General features: G+C 74.4%; 20 protein-coding genes. 8 read left to right on the plus strand and 12 right to left on the minus strand.

Translation table 11 applies throughout. The annotated features are described in order from the left end of the window. Nucleotides 1-61: 61 nt before the first annotated feature. Both CP968_RS27685 and CP968_RS27690 read right to left on the minus strand, forming a co-directional pair. The gene (locus CP968_RS27685; protein ID WP_280116701.1) at nt 62-256 is read right to left on the minus strand and encodes a DUF5999 family protein; all 195 of its coding nucleotides are present in this window, start codon (nt 254-256) and stop codon (nt 62-64) included. A 262-nt stretch (nt 257-518) separates the two neighbouring features. Then, nucleotides 519-1139, minus strand: a complete 621-nt coding sequence (locus CP968_RS27690) for a hypothetical protein (protein ID WP_150520576.1) — start codon at nt 1137-1139, stop codon at nt 519-521. Nucleotides 1140-1632: 493 nt separating this feature from the next. On the opposite strand from CP968_RS27690, the gene CP968_RS27695 reads away from it, so the two are divergent. Together CP968_RS27695 and CP968_RS27700 are read left to right on the plus strand one after the other, a co-directional pair. Then, nucleotides 1633-3168: a glutamate-cysteine ligase family protein gene (locus CP968_RS27695; RefSeq protein WP_150520577.1), complete on the plus strand. Its 1536-nt coding sequence runs from the start codon at nt 1633-1635 to the stop codon at nt 3166-3168. An 88-nt stretch (nt 3169-3256) separates the two neighbouring features. Further along, nucleotides 3257-4078 (plus strand): CPBP family intramembrane glutamic endopeptidase, encoded by an 822-nt coding sequence (locus CP968_RS27700; protein ID WP_229886885.1) that lies wholly within the window; start codon nt 3257-3259, stop codon nt 4076-4078. A gap of 48 nt (nt 4079-4126) precedes the next feature. Here CP968_RS27700 and CP968_RS27705 read toward each other — a convergent pair whose 3' ends face one another. The 3 genes from CP968_RS27705 to CP968_RS27715 all read right to left on the minus strand — a co-directional run bounded on the left by CP968_RS27705 (nt 4127) and on the right by CP968_RS27715 (nt 7106). Further along, nucleotides 4127-4948, minus strand: coding sequence for a PhzF family phenazine biosynthesis protein (locus CP968_RS27705; protein WP_150520578.1), 822 nt, complete (start codon nt 4946-4948; stop codon nt 4127-4129). 330 nt (nt 4949-5278) lie between these two features. Further along, entirely contained in the window at nt 5279-5971 is a 693-nt protein-coding gene (locus CP968_RS27710) for an XRE family transcriptional regulator (protein WP_150520579.1), read from the minus strand. Between the two features lie 157 nt (nt 5972-6128). Continuing rightward, nucleotides 6129-7106 carry a hypothetical protein gene (locus tag CP968_RS27715; protein ID WP_150520580.1) on the minus strand — a complete coding sequence of 326 codons (978 nt, stop codon included), beginning with the start codon at nt 7104-7106 and terminating at the stop codon, nt 6129-6131. Nucleotides 7107-7440: 334 nt separating this feature from the next. On the opposite strand from CP968_RS27715, the gene CP968_RS27720 reads away from it, so the two are divergent. After that, nucleotides 7441-8061: a PadR family transcriptional regulator gene (locus CP968_RS27720; protein ID WP_150520581.1), complete on the plus strand. Its 621-nt coding sequence runs from the start codon at nt 7441-7443 to the stop codon at nt 8059-8061. A 107-nt stretch (nt 8062-8168) separates the two neighbouring features. Here CP968_RS27720 and CP968_RS27725 read toward each other — a convergent pair whose 3' ends face one another. After that, nucleotides 8169-8597 carry a type II toxin-antitoxin system Rv0910 family toxin gene (locus CP968_RS27725; RefSeq protein WP_150520582.1) on the minus strand — a complete coding sequence of 143 codons (429 nt, stop codon included), beginning with the start codon at nt 8595-8597 and terminating at the stop codon, nt 8169-8171. A 171-nt stretch (nt 8598-8768) separates the two neighbouring features. On the opposite strand from CP968_RS27725, the gene CP968_RS27730 reads away from it, so the two are divergent. Both CP968_RS27730 and CP968_RS27735 read left to right on the plus strand, forming a co-directional pair. After that, the gene (locus tag CP968_RS27730) at nt 8769-9725 is read left to right on the plus strand and encodes an EamA family transporter (protein ID WP_150520583.1); all 957 of its coding nucleotides are present in this window, start codon (nt 8769-8771) and stop codon (nt 9723-9725) included. Nucleotides 9726-9887: 162 nt separating this feature from the next. After that, nucleotides 9888-10934 carry a DMT family transporter gene (locus CP968_RS27735; RefSeq protein WP_229886886.1) on the plus strand — a complete coding sequence of 349 codons (1047 nt, stop codon included), beginning with the start codon at nt 9888-9890 and terminating at the stop codon, nt 10932-10934. Here the strand turns inward: CP968_RS27735 and CP968_RS27740 are convergent. Next, the gene (locus CP968_RS27740; protein WP_150520584.1) at nt 10916-11605 is read right to left on the minus strand and encodes a pyridoxamine 5'-phosphate oxidase family protein; all 690 of its coding nucleotides are present in this window, start codon (nt 11603-11605) and stop codon (nt 10916-10918) included. The genes CP968_RS27735 and CP968_RS27740 overlap by 19 nt on opposite strands. Nucleotides 11606-11640: 35 nt before the next feature. On the opposite strand from CP968_RS27740, the gene CP968_RS27745 reads away from it, so the two are divergent. Next, nucleotides 11641-12975 carry an aminotransferase class I/II-fold pyridoxal phosphate-dependent enzyme gene (locus tag CP968_RS27745; protein ID WP_150520585.1) on the plus strand — a complete coding sequence of 445 codons (1335 nt, stop codon included), beginning with the start codon at nt 11641-11643 and terminating at the stop codon, nt 12973-12975. Nucleotides 12976-12997: 22 nt separating this feature from the next. Here the strand turns inward: CP968_RS27745 and CP968_RS27750 are convergent, their stop codons facing one another. Further along, nucleotides 12998-14059, minus strand: a complete 1062-nt coding sequence (locus CP968_RS27750) for a DMT family transporter (protein WP_189829105.1) — start codon at nt 14057-14059, stop codon at nt 12998-13000. A gap of 74 nt (nt 14060-14133) precedes the next feature. On the opposite strand from CP968_RS27750, the gene CP968_RS27755 reads away from it, so the two are divergent. Continuing rightward, nucleotides 14134-15051, plus strand: coding sequence for a LysR family transcriptional regulator (locus CP968_RS27755; protein WP_150520587.1), 918 nt, complete (start codon nt 14134-14136; stop codon nt 15049-15051). Between the two features lie 279 nt (nt 15052-15330). On the opposite strand, the gene CP968_RS27760 is transcribed toward CP968_RS27755, so the two are convergent. Next, nucleotides 15331-15804 carry a pyridoxamine 5'-phosphate oxidase family protein gene (locus CP968_RS27760; protein WP_150520588.1) on the minus strand — a complete coding sequence of 158 codons (474 nt, stop codon included), beginning with the start codon at nt 15802-15804 and terminating at the stop codon, nt 15331-15333. 76 nt (nt 15805-15880) lie between these two features. Between CP968_RS27760 and CP968_RS27765 the strand changes: the two genes are divergently transcribed. Next, nucleotides 15881-16495 carry a cysteine hydrolase family protein gene (locus tag CP968_RS27765; RefSeq protein WP_150520589.1) on the plus strand — a complete coding sequence of 205 codons (615 nt, stop codon included), beginning with the start codon at nt 15881-15883 and terminating at the stop codon, nt 16493-16495. Nucleotides 16496-16571: 76 nt separating this feature from the next. On the opposite strand, the gene CP968_RS27770 is transcribed toward CP968_RS27765, so the two are convergent. The 3 genes from CP968_RS27770 to CP968_RS27780 all read right to left on the minus strand — a co-directional run bounded on the left by CP968_RS27770 (nt 16572) and on the right by CP968_RS27780 (nt 18385). Beyond that, complete coding sequence (locus CP968_RS27770) at nt 16572-16760, minus strand: hypothetical protein (protein ID WP_150520590.1); 189 nt, start codon at nt 16758-16760, stop codon at nt 16572-16574. Nucleotides 16761-17001: 241 nt separating this feature from the next. After that, the gene (locus CP968_RS27775) at nt 17002-17601 is read right to left on the minus strand and encodes a hypothetical protein (protein WP_150520591.1); all 600 of its coding nucleotides are present in this window, start codon (nt 17599-17601) and stop codon (nt 17002-17004) included. 106 nt (nt 17602-17707) lie between these two features. Continuing rightward, nucleotides 17708-18385, minus strand: a complete 678-nt coding sequence (locus CP968_RS27780; protein WP_150520592.1) for a hypothetical protein — start codon at nt 18383-18385, stop codon at nt 17708-17710. Nucleotides 18386-18449 lie beyond the last annotated feature (64 nt).

An 18449-nucleotide genomic window follows, 5' to 3' on the forward strand; every position in this document is an offset into this window, starting at 1 on the left:
GCCGAGGGGCCGGCCCGGGAGGTTCATCCCGGGCCGGCCCCTCCGTCGTCGCCGCGGACCCTCAGGCCGCCTGCGCCGCCAGCGGGCGGTGCGGGGCGATGATCCGTCCGTCGGGCAGCAGCTCGCCGGTGTCCTCGAAGAGCAGGACGCCGTTGCACAGCAGGCTCCAGCCCTGTTCCGGGTGGTTGGCCACGGGGTGCGCGGCCTCCCTGTCGGCGGAGTGTGCTGACGGGCAGGCTGGCTGGTGCTGGCACATGGATGCGTTCTTTCGCTGCGGTGTGGTCGGCGTGCTACGGCTCGATGCGTGGTTCATGGGCCGTCCCCCTGGGTCATCCCCGCACCCGCGGGGAGCGTGTCCTCAGTCTTCCCCCACGACAGCCGCTTCGCAGGTATTTCCCGGCAGCTGTCCTCACAGATTGATGACGCATCACCCGTGCGGGCGGTTCATGCCAACTCCCCTGTCATTTCGGGTGGTTCGCGAGTGGCCCAAGCGGGCTAGGCCGAATGGGCCGCTCGGGTCAGGCGGCCGGGGCGGCCAGCGTACCGGGCGTCTGCGCCGCCGCGGGGGTGAGCCGCTGGGTGAGTACGGGCAGCAGCTCGGCCACCGGGTGCGGCCGGTACGGGGCGATGCCGGGCGGGGCCGGCGCGAGGGGGACCAGCAGGTCCTCGCCGGCCGGCAGGCCCGCGGCGGCGTCGGCTCCGACCGCGCCGTGCAGCCAGAGGGTCAGCATGTACAGCTCGGGCACCGAGAGCAGGCGGGGCTGGTAGCTCGTGCCGAGCGACTCCGCCTGGCGCAGGGCCCGTTCCGTGGCGGCCACGTACGGGCCCTCGAAGAAGTGCGAGAACGCCCAGCCGTCCGCGGTCAGCCGGGTGTCGGCCGCCGCGACGTAGCGCTCACCGCTGCGGATCAGGAAGCGCCAGCCGGTGAGCCGCGTGCGGGGCGGCCTGCCGCCGGCCGCCAGGTTGGAGGTGTTCAGCCGGTCCAGGACGTGGACCGGAAGGGGGAGTTCGGCGGTCAGCGGGCCGTGGAGGGCGCGCAGGGCCGGGGTGTGCGCCTCGTGGACGGCGCTGGGTGACGCGAGTGCCGCGAGGACGCTGCGCAGGGCGGGCGCGGGAGCCGGAGGGACATGCAGCGGCATGGTGGGTCGCCTCTCACTTGGGAGACCTGTGGAACGGGGGCAGGTGCGGACGGCGCTGTCGCATTCTGGGGCCAGAGGGGGGCTGAGGGGCAATGGCCGCGCGCCAACTCTCTGCCTCGTTTGCGGAGTTTATACGACATGTGTTCACGCAGTGTTTCGGCTAGCTGTCCCGTCTATTGCAGGCAAGTCGCTTACCGGTCCCACTGCCGTGGCATTCCTGCCGGGCCTACGCGCACAAGTCGCGCTGACCTCGGAGTTTACCGGACGGGGGCTCGGCTGAAAAGCGCCTGCCGCACCGAACCGGCAAAGTCAAGCAAGAAAGTGCGTATGTCGACTTGCCAGGTGAATGTGCCGAAGCGCCCGTCGGCCAAACCGGCGCGCGCTCCTCGCCACGCATGCCCCCGCGGCGTTATGGATCACGTTGCCGGGGCATCATCGACCGAGACGCGGCCCCGTGATGCCGGGCAGGGCCCACTTGAGGAGGGACGCTTCGATGGGGGAGAAGGTCGTGGCAGGCGGATTCGACCTGTCCGATCGGCAGCGGTATCGAAGGAAGCTTCACGAGTGCCTGGAGGGGCTGGAGCGACTTCTGGCCGAGAAGAGGTTCGATCGCCCGAAGAACATGATGGGGCTGGAGATCGAGTTGAATCTCGCGGGTGCCGACGGGATGCCGAGAATGGTGAATGCCCAGGTGCTGGAGCGGATTGCGAGCCCGGATTTCCAGACCGAACTGGGAATGTTCAATCTGGAGGTCAACGTCCTTCCGCACCGGCTTGGAGGCCGGGTTTTCGACCAGCTCGCCGAAGAACTCAGCGCGGGGCTCGGTTATGCGCACCGGCAGGCCTCGGCGATCGACGCCGGGGTGGTGATGATCGGAATCCTGCCGACCATCTCCCGGGCCGACCTGGTCACCGCGAACCTCTCGGCGGTCGACCGCTACTCGCTGCTGAACGAGCAGATCCTCTCGATGCGCGGCGAGGACTTCACCCTCGACATCGACGGCGTCGAGCGGCTGACCTGCACCTCCGGGTCGATCGTGGCGGAGGCGGCCTGCACCTCCGTCCAGCTGCACCTCCAGGTCACCCCGGCCCGGTTCGCCGACGTGTGGAACGCCGCGCAGGCGGTGGCCGCCGTGCAGATCGCCGTCGGCGCCAATTCGCCCTTCCTGTTCGGGCGGGAGCTGTGGCGGGAGTCGCGGCCGCCGCTGTTCACGCAGGCCACCGACACCCGGCCGCCCGAGCTCCAGGCCCAGGGGGTGCGGCCGCGGACCTGGTTCGGGGAGCGCTGGGTGGACTCGGCGTACGAGCTCTTCGCCGAGAACGTCCGCTACTTCCCCTCCCTGCTGCCGATCTGCGACGAGGAGGAGCCGCTGCGGGTGCTCGGGGAGGGCGGCGTGCCGAGCCTCCAGGAACTGGTCCTGCACAACGGGACCGTCTACCGCTGGAACCGGCCGGTGTACGGCGTCTCCGACGGGGTGCCGCACCTGCGGGTCGAGAACCGCGTGCTGCCCGCCGGCCCGACCGTGGCCGACGTCGTCGCGAACGCCGCCTTCTACTACGGCCTGGTCCGCACCCTCGCCGACGAACAGCGCCCGGTCTGGACCCGGCTGCCGTTCGCCGAGGCGGAGGCCAACTTCGACGCCGCCTGCCGGTACGGGATCGACGCGCGGCTGCGCTGGCCGCGCCGGGGCCGCGGCGGCGGCCTGGCGAGCGTCCCGGCGGTACGGCTGGTCCTGGACGAGCTGCTGCCGATGGCGGCGGCCGGGCTCGACGCCTGGGGCATCGAGCCCGCCGACCGGGACTACTACCTGGGCATCGTCGAGGAGCGCTGCCGGCGCCGGGCCAACGGGGCCACCTGGCAGGTCGACACCTACCACCGGGCGCTCGCGGCGGGGCTGGAACGGGACGAGGCGCTCGCCGCGACCACCCGGCGCTACAGCGAGCTGATGCACCGGGGCGAGCCGGTCCACACCTGGCCCGTGGGGCTGACCGAAGCGGAGGTGAGCGCCCCGCTGCCGGTGGTCCGCTGAGCCGCCGCTCACCCGGCGGCGTCCGGTGATCCCGACGCGATGATCCCTCCGGCCCGGGGACGGGGCAGTATGGGGGTGTCGTGACGGGATGGCGGGACGGGAGTCGGGCGTGCGGGCGGAGCCGGAGCCGGTGGTCGTGGAGCTGCGCGAGGACGAGCGGCGGGGCGTGCTGCGCACCGAGACGCTGCTCGTCCTCGCCCTGTCGCTGGGGGCGAGCGGGGTCTCGGCGCTGATCAGCTTCATCGGCTCGCTCACCAAGCCGGGAGGGCTGAAGGACCAGGCCGCCACCCTCAACGGCTCGTACGCGCCGGGCCGGCCCTGGCTCGACCTGGCCTGGCAGCTGTTCGGGATCGCCAGTGCCCTCGTCCCGGTCCTGCTGGTGGCGCACCTGCTCACCCGTGAGGGCGTACCCGGGCTGCGGGTCCTGGGCTTCGACCGGACCCGGCCGTGGTGGGACCTGGGCCGGGGCGCCCTGGTCGCGGCGGGGATCGGCAGCGCGGGGCTGGCGTTCTACCTGGCGGCGCGGGCGGGCGGGTTCAACCTCACGGTGGTGCCGGAGGCGCTGCCCGACGTGTGGTGGAAGTTCCCCGTGCTGATCCTCTCCGCGGTGCAGAACTCCGTGGTGGAGGAGGTCATCGTGCTGGCCTACCTGCTGCGCCGGCTCGGCCAGCTCGGCTGGTCTCCGCTGGCCGCGCTGGTGGCGAGCTCGGTGCTGCGCGGCTCGTACCACCTGTACCAGGGCATCGGCGGGTTCATCGGCAACGTGGCGATGGGCGTGGTGTTCGTGCTGGCCTACCGCCGCTGGGGTCGGGTCGGCCCGCTGGTCGTCGCGCACGCGCTGCTGGACATCGTGGCCTTCGGCGGGTACGCGCTGCTCGCGGGCAAGGTGGGTTGGCTGCCGACGCCGTGACGGCGGGCCTGCGGGTGGGGCCCGGCGCGGACGCCGGGCCCGCCGCCCTCAGGGGGCGGTCAGGAGCTCCCCGTCGAGGACGGTCACCGCGTGACCGCCGAGCAGGGTGCGCTCGCCCGCCAGGGTGACCCGTACCAGGCCCTGCCGGGCTCCGCCCTGGAGGCCGGTCAGCTCCGTACGGCCCAGCCGCTCGGCCCAGAACGGGGCGAGCGCGGTGTGGGCGCTGCCGGTGACCGGGTCCTCGTCGATCCCGAAGGCCGGGAAGAAGCCGCGGGAGACGAAGTCGTACCCGCGGGAGGGGTCCTCGGCCGCCGCCGTGACGACGACCCCGCGCCGGGCGAAGGCGCGCAGGGCGGCGTGGTCCGGCTCCAGCTCGCGGACGGTCCTCTCGTCGGCCAGTTCGATCACGAGGTCGCCGATGTGGGCGGCCGTGTCGTGCACCGAGAGGATCGGCGCCCCGCCGAGGGCGTGTCCCACCGACGCCGGCGCCTCCACGGGCGTCAGCGAGGACGTCGGGAAGTCCATGGTCACCGACCCGTCCGCGGCCGTTTCCGCGGTGAGGACCCCGCAGCGGGCGGCGAACCGGATCAGCCCTTCGGCCAGGCCGCCCGACGCCAGTACGTGGGCGGTGGCGAGCGTGGCGTGCCCGCACATGTCGACCTCGGTGGCCGGGGTGAACCAGCGCAGCGCCCAGTCGGCGTCGCCACCGGGCGGCAGGGGGTGGGCGAAGGCCGTCTCGGAGAGGTTCATCTCGGCCGCGACCTGCTGGAGCCAGGTGTCCGGGGGGAACGCCGCGTCGAAGAGCAGCACGGCGGCGGGATTGCCGTGGAACGGGCGGTCGGTGAAGGCGTCGACGATTCGGATGCGCATGTCCCGACCGTAGGACGGCTTCCCGATGACCGGCAAAGGCCAATCCGGGATGTCTGGCCCCCCTGCACACGGGTCCGGGGCGGGCGCCGCCGGGTGCGTCGGGCCGGGTCCTGCCTGGTGGCCGCGGTCGGGGGGAGTGCTCGTGGCGCCCCCTCGGGTGCGGCCTCCCGCCCCGTGGTCGCGGGAGGCGGCGGGTTCCCCCAGGCAGGCGACCTCCCGGTGCGGGCGGGCCCGCCGGGACGGGGTTCGGAAGAGGTGCGGGTGCCGGGTGAGGGGCGAGGGGGTGCGGGTGACGGTGCGGCGGCCGGGCCTCCGGTCGGGGGCGCCCGCCTACCGGGGCTCGGGGGTCTCGGCCCGTGCGCGCAGGGAGCGGACCATCCCGGCGACCTGCTCCGCCTGGCCGGCGCAGAGGCGGCGGGCCTCCCACAGCAGCGCCGCGGCGTCGACCGCCTCCGGAGCCGGGGGTGCAGGTTCCCGGGTCAGGGGGACACCGGTCAGCGCGGCCAGTTCGCGGGCGTCGAGGCCGAGCAGGGCGGCGAAGTCCGTCACCAGGCGGGGCGTCAGTTCCTTGCGGCCGAGCCCGATGACGTGGAAGGTGACCGCCGACAGGTAGGTGGGCGTCACCAGGCCCAGGGACATCGCCAGGCCCAGCGGATCCAGGTTGCGGTGGCGGAACATGAGCATGACCCGGCTGCCCGGGCCGCCGCCGCCGGGCGGGAGGCGCGTCGCGGCGAAGGCGGTGCGCCGCTCCTCCCGCGGCAGGGAGCGGACGCGCCGCAGGAGTGAGCGGCGTTCGGTCGGCGGAAGGCGCGCCGCGTCGACGACGATCTGCCGCACCCAGTGGTGTGCGGTGTGGTCCGGGGGTGCCAGGTCGTCCGGGACCGCCAGCCCCGCGAGGACGAACAGGTCGAGGGCGTGGAAGCCGAGCGCGGCCGCGAGCCGGCGGACCTGCTCCCGCGCGGGCACCGACCCCGCGAGCACGGTGCGGACCTCGTCGGCGCCCAGTCCGGCGCGCTCGGCCAACTCGGTTGGGTGGAGCTCTCGTTGATCCAGAAGGAGGGTCAGTGCGGACCCGAATCCGCGGACTTGGGTCATGCCCGCAGCCTAGGCCGTCCGTCCGGCCGGCGCGGATCGGGCCTGGTTCGGGGGCCCGGCCGTGCGTCTGGCGGTGGGGCCGGGGCTACGGGGCGTTGCCGTTGGCGGCCAGGCGGGCGTTCATCTCCGCGTGGGCGCGCCGGGAGTGGTCGTTGGCCGGGTCGTGTTCGAGCCGGAGGTAGTCGTAGAGGACCTGTACGCACTCGTCACGGGTGGCGTAGTGCGCGTCGGTGGTCAGCTCCAGGCGCTTGGTGATCTCCATCGGCCGTCCGTCCGCCGCGGTGTACACCGGGTGCCAGACGAGCCGGACCGCCGGGTTGAGCGCCATGACCACGCGGAGCTGCGGGATCTCCTGGGCGATCAGGACGCTGTCGGGGTCGTAGCCGCGCAGGAAGATGTGGACGGCTCCCCCGGCGTGGTTCACGAAGGCCTTCGACAGGACGTTCCACATCGGCGTCTTGAGCGACCAGTCCTCGGTCAGGGTCAGCTTGTCGACCACGCCGCCGAAGGCCGTGGACTCCAGGGGGGTGTGGCCCTTGGCGAGGGCGTAGTCGCTCATCTGCCTGCCGCCGGACCAGAGGGCCAGCGTCGGGGTCTTGATCTTCAGGTACGCGCCGATGAGCTTCACCAGGTCCTGGTACCAGGTGTTCGAGGCGCGGTGGTCGCGCTGGTCCTGGCGCTTGACGTGGGCGGCCATGGCCTCGTCGTTGAGCTGCCCCTGCTCGGCGAGGCCGCCGAGGATGAGCTGCCAGGCGGCGTCCGTGACGTCGTCGTCGAAGCCGGCCCTGGCCATGTCGTCGCGGAACGTGCCCCACTCGCCGTGCCCGGTGGGATCGATGGCGTGCCGGCGCGCCTCCTCCCTGGCCCCGGTGTCCTCCTGACGCTGCACCCAGCGCGTCACGGCCGCGTTGCCCGCGGTCCGCTGGAGGGCGGCGAGTGCGGCGGGATGCGGGACCGGCCCGGCCGGCTGCTGCCGGTCCGTGGTCCGTGCGCCGGGCTCGGAGCGTCTGCGCGGCGCCGTCGCGGTGGCCGGCGGAACCGAGGGTGTCCTTGCCTCTCGCACGCGCGCCTGCCCTCCAGGGTCGCTCGTCGGCCCGGGGGCCCGATGGCCCGAGGTTAAGGGCGCCGGTACGGCCCGCGCGAGGGGTGAAAGGGCAGGGAGCGGGCGCGACGGGCCGGCGGTCAGGGCGCCCCCGCGCCGTCGGCGAGGACCGAAAGGGCACGGGCCGTGGCCGTGGCCGGGCACGGGCCTCGGGGGCAGTGGCCGCCGCAGCACGATCCGAGAGACTGTCGGCGACAGGTTCCGATATATCGTTGACGCATCGCGATGGATCAGTGATAGTGGAGACATCGGAACACCGATGACGAGGAAATCGAATGACGGAAGGAGCGCGGTCATGCGTTCACACGGACAGCACGGACACGACCACGGGCACGAGCACGGACGGGGCCACGGCCACTGCGGGCCGGATCGTCGGGAGGAGTTCGCCGGGCGCCGCGCCGCTTTCGGACCGTTCGGGCCGCCCTTCGGCGGGGGCCCCTTCGGCGGGCGCGGCGGCCGCGGCGGGCCGCGGGGCCGGGCGCGGCGCGGCGACGTGCGCGCCTCGATCCTGGCGCTGCTCACCGACCGGCCGATGCACGGCTACGAGATGATCCAGGAGATCGGCGAGCGCAGCGGCGGGGCCTGGAGGCCCAGCCCGGGCTCGGTCTACCCGACCCTCCAGCTCCTGGAGGACGAGGGTCTCATCACCAGCGCGAGCGACGGCGGCAAGAAGCTGTTCACGCTCACCGACGCGGGCCGTACCGAGGCCGAGTCGGGCCCGGACGTCCCTTGGGCGGACGCCGGCCGCGGCTTCGACTTCGAGGCGATGCACGAGGTCCGCCAGGCCGGAGTCGGTCTGATGGAGGCCTTCGGGCAGGTCTTCAAGACCGGCTCGCCCGAACAGCGCGAGAAGGCCGTGGCGGTCATCAACGACGCCCGCAAGAAGCTCTACCTGATCCTGGCCGACGAGCACTGACCGGCCCGCTCCCCGCTGCGGGGGCACCTGACGGCGCGCCCCGCGAGAGACCTCGCGGGGCGCGCCGCCGTCGGTGCGGAGGGGTGCGCGGGCGGGGTCGCGGCGGCTCAGGCCACCAGGCCGGCGAGCTTGCGCAGCGATTCGTTCAGCGCGGCGGTGGCCGAGTCCTTGAGCTTGCCGGCCATCAGGGAGACGGCCGCCCCCGTGAACTCGCCGTCGATGCGCACCGTGGTGGCGGCGCCGTCCGGGATCAGGGTGTAGCGGGTCAGCACGGCGACGCCCATGGGGCCCTTGCCGGTGATCGCGAAGAGTCGTTCGTCCTCCAGCTCCGAGACGGTCCACAGGACCTCGGCGGGGAAGCCCATCATCTTCATGTTCTCGGCGAAGGCGGTCCCGATCGCCAGGGTCTGCGGACCGCCCTTCGGGAAGTCGGTGTGCGTCATGCTCCACTGGCCGTACGCGTCCCAGTCCGTCAGCTGGGCCCAGAGCTTCGCGGCGGGCGCCTCGATCCGTGATTCCGCGGTGACTTCGGCCATGCGACCACCCCTTCTCGTCGGGTACGTGCGGCGGAAGGTAGCCCCGGCGGGCGGAACATTCAATACTGACGACCCGTCAGATTCCGGGAGGGCGACGACCCCGGATATCGGGTGCGTCTCAACAGGCGTCACACCGGTGACGCTCCTGACCGGCCCTGCCATGATGGCCCGATGCAAGCGTCAGGGAGACACGCCGGACTGGGCCTCGCCCTCGTCTCGGCGTTCGCGTTCGGTGGTTCCGGAGTGGCGGCGAAGCCGCTGATCGAGGCGGGTCTGGACCCCCTCCACATGGTCTGGCTCAGGGTGGCCGGGGCGGCCCTCGTGCTGTCGCCGCTCGCCTGGCGTCACCGCGACCTGCTGCGCCGCAAACCCGCACTGCTCGCCGGCTTCGGACTGATCGGCGTGGCCGGCGTCCAGGCCTTCTACTTCGCCTCCCTGTCGCGGATCCCGGTCGGTGTGGCCCTGCTGCTGGAGTATCTGGGCCCGGCCCTGCTGCTCGGCTGGATCCGCTTCGTGCAGCGCAAGCCCGTGACGCGGGCCGCCGCCGCGGGCGCCGCCGTCGCCGTCGTGGGCCTGGCCTGCGTGGTCGAGATCTGGGCGGGGCTGAGCCTGGACCCGCTCGGGGTGCTGCTCGGCCTGGCCGCCGCCTGCTGCCAGGCCTTCTACTTCGTCTTCGCCGACCAGGGGACCGACGGGGACGACGTGCCCGACCCGCTCGGGGTGATCGCGTACGGCATGATCATCGGCACCCTGGTGATGACCGTGATCGCCCGGCCGTGGCAGATGGACTGGCAGGTGCTGGGCGGCGACGCCTCGCTGAACGGCACGCTGCTGCCCGCCGGGCTGCTGCTCGGCTGGGTGGTGCTCATCGCGACCGTCCTCGCCTACCTGACCGGCGTGGTCTCGGTCCGCAGGCTCTCGCCGCAGGTCGCGGGCGTGGTGGCCTGCCTGGAGGCGGTGATCGCCACGGTGCTGGCCTGGATCCTGCTCGGCGAACACCTGTCGACCTGGCAGATCGTCGGCGGCGGCCTGGTGCTGGGCGGCGCCCTCATCGCACAGTCCGCCCGGCCGACCCCGCCGGCGGCGGCCGATCCGTCCGTACTGGACCACCAGACCGCCAGCGCCTAGGGTGACGCCATGCCGATGACCGTGCTTCCGCCTCCCGCCGCCTAGCGCGGGCGGCGCTCCACGACCTTCACGACCCGGCCCGGGTGCTCCCGGGCGGGTGCGCGCTGCCCGCGAAGCGATGAGCTGCCCCTTTTCATCCTTCACGCATGCGCGGAGACACACGTGTCGAACCATTCGCCCGCTGCCGGGCGCAGTCTGCTGTACCTCGTCCTCGCCGGAGCCGCCTGGGGCACCGCGGGAGCCGCCGCCTCGCTCCTCTTCCTCTCCAGCGACCTCGGTCCGCTGTCCCTGTCCTTCTGGCGCTGCGCCGGAGGGCTCGTCGTCCTGCTCGCGGTTCTCGCCGTACGCCGTCCCCGCCCGCTCCCGGGGCGGGTGCGGCCCTCGACCCGGTCCCTGATCGGCACCGGACTGCTCTTCACGCTCTTCCAGGCCGCCTACTTCGCCGCCGTGCGCGAGACCGGCCTCGCCGTGGGGACGGTGGTCACGCTGGGGGCCGGGCCGGTGCTGATCGCGCTCGGCGGCCGCCGCTGGATGGGCGAGCGGCTCGGGCTGGGCGGCGGCGCGGCCGTCGCCGGGGCGCTGAGCGGGCTCGCCGTGCTCGTCCTGGGCAGCGGGGGCGGCGCGGTGCGGCCGCTGGGCGTGTGCTGGGCGCTGCTCTCGGCCGCCGGCTACGCGACGATGACCCTGCGGGCCCGGTGGCTCGGGCAGCGCGGGGCCGGCGGGGACCCGCTGGTGACCACGGCCTGGTCGGTCGGGGTGGGCACGGTGTGCCTGCTGCCGCTCGCCGCGGCCGAGGGGCTGCTGCCGCACACGGCCGAGCCGGGGCGGGTGCTGTGGCTGCTGGTGTACGTGGCCACGGTGCCGACGGCGCTCGCGTACGCGCTCTACTTCACCGGGGCCGCCTCCGTGCGGGCCGCGACCGTGTCCGTGATCATGCTGATCGAGCCGGTGAGCGCGGCCGCCATCGCCGTCCTGGTCCTCGGGGAGCAGCTGACGGGCGCGGTGGTGCTGGGCACGGTACTGCTGCTGACGGCGGTCGGGGCGCTGATCGCGGCGGAGTGGCGGCGGCCGGGCGGCGGGACCGGGGGAGGGCCCGTGGGCGCTCCCTTCGGCGGCCCGGCGGACGCGGCCCGTCCGGCCGGGGGTCCGGCGGGACGAACCGCTGCCGGGCGGGCCGGTGCGGAGGACGCTCAGGGCGCGGTGAGGTAGTCCGGGACGGCGACGCCGGGGGCCAGGTCCGCCGCGGGGACGAGGGTCCCGTAGGTGGGCGCGACCGGGACCACGCCCGCCCAGTGGGGCAGGGCCAGGTCCTCGGCGTCGTCGTTCGGGCCGCCCGTGCGGACCTTCGCGGACACCTCGTCCAGGTCCAGGCGGATCACGGCCGTGGCCGCGAGCTCCCTGGCGTTGGCCGGCCGGGAGTCCGCGGACCGGCCCGGGACGACGTGGTCGACCAGGGCGTCCAGGGCGAGGCGGCGCTCCGCCTCGTCCGTGACCTCGCGGGCGGTGCCGTGGACGACCACCGAGCGGTAGTTGATCGAGTGGTGGAAGGCCGAACGGGCCAGCACCAGGCCGTCGAGGTGGGTGACCGTCACGCACGCGGGCAGGCCGGGGTCCTCCCGGCCGGCCGCACGCAGCGGTCGTGAGCCGGTGGAGCCGTGGAGGTAGAGGGCCTCGCCGACGCGGGCGAAGAGCGTGGGCAGGACCACCGGGGCGCCGTCGCGGACGAACCCGAGGTGGCACAGGTACGCCTCGTCGAGGATCGCGTGCACGGTCTCCCGGTCGTAGTGCGCGCGCTCCCGGGAACGGGTGGGGACCGTGCGGTCGGTGGGTTCGTACGGGGCGGCGGGTCCGGTCGTCTCCGTGGCCGGGGTGGCGGTCATGGCGTTCTCCGTTGTATTAGTGCATAATCAGCTTTGTGCTAGGAGACTATCGGATCGCAGGGCGTCGCGCATCGGAGATCGCGGCCAGCGTCGAAGCGGGCGTGGGGTCGGGCGCGCTCGCGCCCGGCGCGCCGCTGCCGCCGATGCGGGAGCTGGCCGGTGAGCTCGGCGTCAACCCCAACACCGTGGCCGCGGCCTACCGCACGCTGCGCGAACGCGGGATCATCGCGACCGACGGACGGCGCGGCAGCCGCGTGCGGGCCCGCCCGACGACCACACCGCGCGACGCGCTGCGGATCACCGTGCCGGAGGGGGTGCGGGACCTGACCGACGGCAACCCGGACGTCGAGCTGCTGCCGTCGCTGGCGGGGCCGCTCGCCGCGGCCGCCCTGCGGTCCGCGCGCTCGCCCGTCCTCTACGGGCAGGACCCCGTCGCCCCGGAGCTGGCCCGCCTCGCGCGGGCCGGCCTGGACGCGGACGGGGTGCCGGCCGGGCCGGTCGCGCTCGCCTCGGGCGCGCTGGACGGGATCGAGCGGGTGCTGGCCGCCCACCTGCGGCCGGGCGACGCGGTGGCCGTGGAGGACCCGGGCTGGGGGAGCGTGCTGGACCTGGTCCCGGCGCTGGGGCTGCGGGTGCTGCCGGTCGGGGTCGACGACGACGGGCCCGACGCGCGGGCCGTGGCGCGGGCGCTGGAGGCCGGGGCCAGGGCGCTGGTGGTGACCTCGCGGGCGCAGAACCCCACCGGGGCCGCGGTGAGCGCCGGGCGGGCGGCCGAACTGCGGGCGCTGCTGGCCCGGCGGCCCGAGGTGCTGGTGATCGAAGACGACCACGGCAACGGTTTCGTCGACCTGCCGCTGCACACCCTGGGCGGCGCCACCCGGCACTGGGCGCTGGTGCGGTCCACGGCCAAGGCGTACGGCCCGGACCTGCGGCTCGCGGTGCTCACGGGCGACGAGGTGACGCTGGACCGGGTGCGCGGGCGGCAGCGGCTGGGCCCGGGCTGGGTGAGCCGGCTGCTCCAGTACGCGGTGGTCGAGCTGTGGTCCTCCGGGGCGGTGGACCGGGCGGCGGTGGCGCGCGCGTACGGGGAACGGCGGGACGCGCTGGTCGCGGCGCTGGCCGGGCGCGGAGTGCGGGCGCACGGCCGCAGCGGGATGAACGTGTGGGTGCCCGTCGCCGACGAGACCGCGGTGGTGACGCGGCTGCTGGCCGCCGGGTGGGCGGTCGCCCCCGGCGCCCGGTTCCGGGCCGAGGCGGGTCCGGGCGTACGGGTGACGGTCTCGCGGCTGCGGGCGGCGGAGGCGACCGCGCTGGCCGACGCGCTGGCGGCGGCGGTCCGGCCGGGGGCGTCGGAGGGCCGGTCCGGCTGACGGGCCGGGCGGTGGCAGGGGGTCAGGGCGCGGGGCGGGCGGTGGGGCGGGTCTGGGTGAGGGCCGCGCCCGCCAGTACGATCAGGGCGCCGACCGGGGTGTTCCAGTGGAGCTGTTCGCCGAGGACCAGGACGCCCGCGGTGGTGGCGATGACCGGGATGAAGTACGTGACCATCTGGGCGGTCGTCGGGCCGACCTCCTTGACCAGCCCGTACTGCATCTGCAGCGCCATGCCCGTGCCGAGGGCGCCCAGGGCGATCACCGACAGGGTCGGCCACAGCGGGAACGACGTGGGCGCGGAGGTGAAGACCGCGCTCGCCAGGGTGAGCTGGACCGTGGAGAGCAGCAGCTGGCCGCCGGTCATCGCCACCGGCGAGCCCGGGGTCCCGGCGAGGGTGCGGCGGACGTAGATCCAGCCGATCGGGTAGCAGAGCGAGGCGAGCAGGGCGAGGGCGGTGCCCGTGGCGTCGACGCCCGAGAAGCCCTGCCAGGCCCCGAGGACGGTGAGCACGCCGAGGAAGCCCAGCCCGAGACCGGCGAAGCGGCGGCGCGTGGGGCGGTCCTCGGACAGGGCGACCAGGGACAGGGCCATGCCCCACAGGGGCGAGGTGGCGTTGCAGATGCCGGCGAGGCTGGAGGGGATGCGCAGCTCCGCGAAGGCGAAGAGGGAGAACGGCACGGTGTTCAGCAGGAGCGCCGCCACCGACAGGTGGCCCCAGGTGCGCAGGGAGCGGGGGAGCGGCTCACGGCGCACCAGCAGGACGGACAGCAGCGCCAGAGCGCCGAACAGGACCCGGCCCAGGGCGACTTGGAAGGGCGCGTACCCCTCCGTGCCGACCTTGATCAGGAGGAAGCTGAAGCCCCAGACGACGGAGAGCACGGCGAAGCGGACGCGCCAGTCGAGCAGGAGGGTGCCGGGGCGGCGGCGGGCCGGACGGGCGGTCGTCGCGCCCTCGCCGGCTGCGGTGGCGGCGTCCGCCGGGGCCGGGCCCGCGGTGGTCGTGCCCGCGGGGATCGCCGGGAGCGGGTCGGAAGGAGGGGTGGGTGCCGGGTGGCTGGGGCGGTGGGCCGCGGGTGCGCTCATGACGCATACTGTGCGCGCGTCAACTTCGTAGGACAAGCGAGAGTTTCTGCCCCACACCGCGTAGCATCGCTTACATGTTGAACCTGGAGCGCCTGCGCACCCTCGACGCCCTCGCCCGCCACGGTTCCGTCGGCGGTGCGGCCGACGGCCTGCACGTCACCACCTCCGCCGTCTCCCAGCAGATGGCCAAGCTGGAGCGCGAGGTCGGCCAGCCGCTGCTGGCCAAGTACGGGCGCGGGGTGCGGCTCACCGACGCCGGCCGGCTGCTCGCCGACCACGCCGCCCGGATCATCTCCCAGGTGGAGCTCGCCCAGGCCGACGTCGAGGCCCAGCGCGGGTGCGCGGTCGGCGAACTGCGCGTCGGCGCCTTTCCGACCGCCATGCGCGGACTGCTGCCGCAGGCCCTGTCCGCCCTGCGCGCCGACCATCCGGAACTGCGGGCGCTCGTGCGCGAGCAGGAACCCGAGGAGAGCATGGCCGCCGTGGTCCGCGGCGACCTGGACATGGCGCTGGCCATCGACTGGCACAACAAGCGCATGCCGGTGCCCGCGGAGCTCACCCGCACCCACCTGCTCGACGACTCCGTCGACATCGCGGTCCCCGCCGGGCACCGGCTGGCCGGGCGCGCGCGGATCTCGCTCGCCGAGTTCGCCGACGACGACTGGATCTCCTGGAACGAGGGCCAGTTCTGCCACGAGTGGCTGGTGTTCACGCTGCGCGGTACGGGCGTCGAGCCGCGCATCGCCCACATCGCCGAGGAGCACCACACCCAGCTGGCCTTCGTGGAAGCCGGCCTCGGGGTGTGCGTCGCGCCCCGGCTGGGCCGGGGCCCGGTGCCGTCCGGGGTGCGGCTGCTGCCGGTCTGCGACAGCGTGCGCCGTCACGTGTACGCGGTCTGGCGCGCGGATGCCGACCGGCGGCCCTCCATCCGGGCCGCCGTGGACGCCCTTCGGCAGGCGGCGGCGCCGCTGGCGGCGGGGCTGCCCGGCTAGGCCGTCTCTTTCGGATCTTGTCGGCCGAGCCCGCGGCGTCTGGTGCCGTGCCTGGGCGTGCTGCCGGGGCGCTCGCGTACTGGACGTACGTGGTCGCCTCGGCAGTGCGGCCAGGCACGGTGCCGGGCGTCGCGGGCCCGGCAAGATCCGAAAGAGACGGCCTAGGCCGCGCGGCGGTCCGCGGTCGAGCGGTGCCCGGGCCGCGTGGTGTCCGGCCCGGTGTGGCGTCGGCCGCGGCCTGGCGGTGCTCGGAGCGCGGTCCTGCGCGCAGCCGGCCGGCTACAGCTTGCGGAAGTCCCAGGAGACGACCGCGTCGGGGGTGAGGCGCAGCCAGGCGTGCCGTCCGTCGTGCGGCATCTCCTCGATGCCGAAGTTCTTGACCGGGAAGATCCGTTCCGCCTCGGCCAGCTCCGGGCACGGTTCGCCGGTGCGGGGCGCCTCGCCCACGAGGACGACGCTGCCGGACAGCTCCACGCCGCGCAGCTCGTCGTACGCCTCCCCGGCGTCGACGACCACCGAGACCCGCGGATCCTTGCGCAGGTCGGACCAGCGCCGACTGCGCGTGATCGAGTACAGCCACAGCGACGTGCCGTCCCACGCGAACCACAGGGCGCCCACGTGCGGCCGCCCGTCCGGCGAGACCGTGGCCACCCGGCAGGTGCGCTGCTCGCGCAGGAAGGCGTCCACCTCCGCGTCGGTCATCATGATCCGGCGGCCCCGCCGCTGTGCCCGGCCCGGGCGAGTCTCGTCCATCAGGCGCGCTCCCCTTCACATCTGACTATGTGTCAGGAATCATGCGGGCTCTTGCGCCGTCACGCCAGGGGGAGCCATGCCGGATCTCGATCCCGCCACCACCGCTCTGCTCACCGTCGAATGCCAGAACGGCGTCGTCGGCGAGGAGAGCGCCCTGCCCGAGCTCGCCAAGGAAGCCCGCGACTCCGGCATGCTGGCCCGGGTGGCCGCGCTGGTCGACGCCGCGCGCGGGGCCGGCGTGCAGGTGGTGCACGCGGTCGCCGAGCGGCGACCGGACGGGCGCGCGGCCAACACCAACGCACGGCTGTTCCGGGCCGCCGGCAGGCTGCCCGTGCGGCAGCTGACCGGCAGCAGCGCCGTCGAGGTGGCGGCGCCCCTCACCGTCGCCGAACAGGACCTGGTCGTCCGCCGGCTCCACGGGCTCTCCCCGATGGCCGGCACCGACCTGGACGCCCTGCTGCGCAACCTCGGCGTCCGCACGCTCGTCGTCACCGGGGTGTCCTCCAACATCGCGATCCCGAACACCGTCTTCGACGCCGTGAACCTCGGCTACCAGGTCGTCGTCCCGTCCGACGCCATCGCCGGAGTGCCCGCCTCCTGCACCGCCGAGGTGATCCGCAACTCCCTCGCGCTGGTCGCGACCGTCACCACGGCCGAAGCGCTGCTCACACAGTGGGCCCCCGCGCGCTGACCCGCGCCGCCGCCGGGCGCGGCGACGGCAGGGCCGGGCCTGTACATCCGCCCGGCCCCCACCGCCGACTCGTCCGCTACGGCCGGCGCTCCTTCAGCGCCCCCTCCACGCGCTCCGCGTCGGCCGGCGGCGCGCTGGATCCCGTCCCCGTACGGGAGGGCACGCCGGGGGCGCGGCCGTGCTCGTCGACCATCGCCCCGTTGTCGGGCAGTTCGGGACCTTCCTGCTCGACGTCGTGGTGCTTCGTGCGTCCGCTGCTCTTCACGTCCGTCTCCTTCGTGCGTCCAGGGCGCCGGAGCCGGGTGTCGCGCGGGGCCGATGCGGATGTTCGCGGCCGCGGCGAGCCGGTATGCCTCCGGTACCCGGGCGCCTCCCTGGGTCAACCAGTCTGCCAGCCGCTCGCAATCCGGTCATATCGGATGCACGTGCCGGTCCCGCACGTGACCCGGTCCGGTCTGCGGGCGGGCGCTCCGGGACGGCGGGGAGGCCGGCCGCCGCGCGGTCCGTCAGTTCATGCGGACGTCCGGATCCGCGGCGTCGATCCGGTAGCCCAGCCGGATGCCGCGCAGGGCCGCGACGTCGGTGCTCCGCCCGCCGGGGTCCGCCGGGGCGCTCCGGATGCGCAGCGGCACGCCCGGCAGCGCCACCTCGGTGTCGTCGGCGGCGACGCCCCGGATGGACACGGACGGCACGGACGCGCCGGCCTCCACGTCGCCGACGGCGCCCTCCGCGACGGCCCGGCCGGCCGGCCGGCCGTCCTCGCCGAGGCGCGTCGCCAGCTCCGACACGGCCGTCATGAGCCGGGCGCCTTCCTCGGCGGTCGGGTCCTGCGGCAGCGTCCACTCGACGTCGACCCGCGTCAGCGCCTGGCTCCGGTATCCCAGCCGGTAGCGGACGGTGGCCGGGGCGCCGAGGGGCGGGACGTCGGGGCTGCGCACCTCCAGGGTGCGCAGCCCCGACGGCGCGTCGTCGCTGGTGTGGATCTCGGTCTCCGGGACGCCGAAGTCGGCGCTGATCGCCCGCTTCACCGCCTCTTCCGGCGAGCCGAAAGAGGCGCTGCGGAACTGTGTGACGTCGTGGCCCCGGACGTCTGTGGTCTCACCCATGTCGGACACTCCCTCGTTCGTCGATGGGGCGCGGGTACCCGATCGGCGTGATCGAACCCGCGGTCGGCGGCAGTTCGTGTCCACCGGGGCAGGGCCCGCTGCGTCCTCATCGGCCGGGCGGGACCGCGTCGGGCCGTGGGCGGGGCCCGCCCTCGGGGTCGCGGGACGCGGCCTGCTCGGCGGCCCGCCGCCGCAGTTCGCCCTCGACGCGCTCGCGCCAGAGCCGCAGCGGTTCCGGTACCGCGTCGCCCAGGAGGGGCACGTCGAACGGGGCCGAGATCCCTTCGTGGCCGCGCCCGGCCTCCTGGTTGGTCTCGTACCGGGTCACGAGGTCGGCGAGCAGGGGGATCTCCCGGCGCAGCCGCTCGGCCCATTCGGGCGTCAGAAAGCCGTGGTTGGCGACGAACCGGCCGTCGTCGCGGGCCGTCGTCACGTACAGGAGCCGGCCGTCCCGGGACCAGTAGTACCGGATGTGGCGGTCGGGGTGCTCTCCGGGCGGCCACGGGCGCCGGGAAGCCCGGTCCGCGGCCATCCTCTGCTCGTGGATCATCCACGACCGTACGCGCACCGCGTCCTGGTACTCCTCCACGGTGAGCCGGACCCCGAACTCCCAGAGCCTGGGCAGCATCTCCAGCTGGGCGACCTCTTCGAGGTACCGGGAGCGGGCCGCCGCGTCCCCCCGGAGGCCGGCTGCGGTCGCGTCGTGCCTGCGGCCCTCGATCGCACTGCGCTCCTGGTCGAACCTCAACATGGCCGCCCAGTCGAGCTCTTCCTCCCCGCCCATGCCCGCCTCCCTCGTGCCGGAGCCCACCGGGGCCGCCACCGGAGACGCTCCGGACGGGGGCCGC

It is taken from the genome of Streptomyces subrutilus, from assembly GCF_008704535.1.
In the GTDB taxonomy this organism is placed as follows: domain Bacteria; phylum Actinomycetota; class Actinomycetes; order Streptomycetales; family Streptomycetaceae; genus Streptomyces; species Streptomyces subrutilus.

Excerpts from the sequence above, each read along its gene's own strand:
- CP968_RS27775 (WP_150520591.1), bottom strand. The coding sequence starts at position 17,601 with ATGGGTGAGACCACAGACGTCCGGGGCCACGACGTCACACAGTTCCGC.
- CP968_RS27695 (WP_150520577.1), top strand. The coding sequence starts at position 1,633 with ATGGGGGAGAAGGTCGTGGCAGGCGGATTCGACCTGTCCGATCGGCAG.
- CP968_RS27765 (WP_150520589.1), top strand. The coding sequence starts at position 15,881 with ATGCCGGATCTCGATCCCGCCACCACCGCTCTGCTCACCGTCGAATGC.
- CP968_RS27760 (WP_150520588.1), bottom strand. The coding sequence starts at position 15,804 with ATGGACGAGACTCGCCCGGGCCGGGCACAGCGGCGGGGCCGCCGGATC.
- CP968_RS27720 (WP_150520581.1), top strand. The coding sequence starts at position 7,441 with ATGCGTTCACACGGACAGCACGGACACGACCACGGGCACGAGCACGGA.
- CP968_RS27780 (WP_150520592.1), bottom strand. The coding sequence starts at position 18,385 with ATGGGCGGGGAGGAAGAGCTCGACTGGGCGGCCATGTTGAGGTTCGAC.
- CP968_RS27700 (WP_229886885.1), top strand. The coding sequence starts at position 3,257 with ATGGCGGGACGGGAGTCGGGCGTGCGGGCGGAGCCGGAGCCGGTGGTC.
- CP968_RS27755 (WP_150520587.1), top strand. The coding sequence starts at position 14,134 with ATGTTGAACCTGGAGCGCCTGCGCACCCTCGACGCCCTCGCCCGCCAC.
- CP968_RS27690 (WP_150520576.1), bottom strand. The coding sequence starts at position 1,139 with ATGCCGCTGCATGTCCCTCCGGCTCCCGCGCCCGCCCTGCGCAGCGTC.
- CP968_RS27740 (WP_150520584.1), bottom strand. The coding sequence starts at position 11,605 with ATGACCGCCACCCCGGCCACGGAGACGACCGGACCCGCCGCCCCGTAC.
- CP968_RS27750 (WP_189829105.1), bottom strand. The coding sequence starts at position 14,059 with ATGAGCGCACCCGCGGCCCACCGCCCCAGCCACCCGGCACCCACCCCT.
- CP968_RS27730 (WP_150520583.1), top strand. The coding sequence starts at position 8,769 with ATGCAAGCGTCAGGGAGACACGCCGGACTGGGCCTCGCCCTCGTCTCG.
- CP968_RS27685 (WP_280116701.1), bottom strand. The coding sequence starts at position 256 with ATGTGCCAGCACCAGCCAGCCTGCCCGTCAGCACACTCCGCCGACAGG.
- CP968_RS27705 (WP_150520578.1), bottom strand. The coding sequence starts at position 4,948 with ATGCGCATCCGAATCGTCGACGCCTTCACCGACCGCCCGTTCCACGGC.
- CP968_RS27725 (WP_150520582.1), bottom strand. The coding sequence starts at position 8,597 with ATGGCCGAAGTCACCGCGGAATCACGGATCGAGGCGCCCGCCGCGAAG.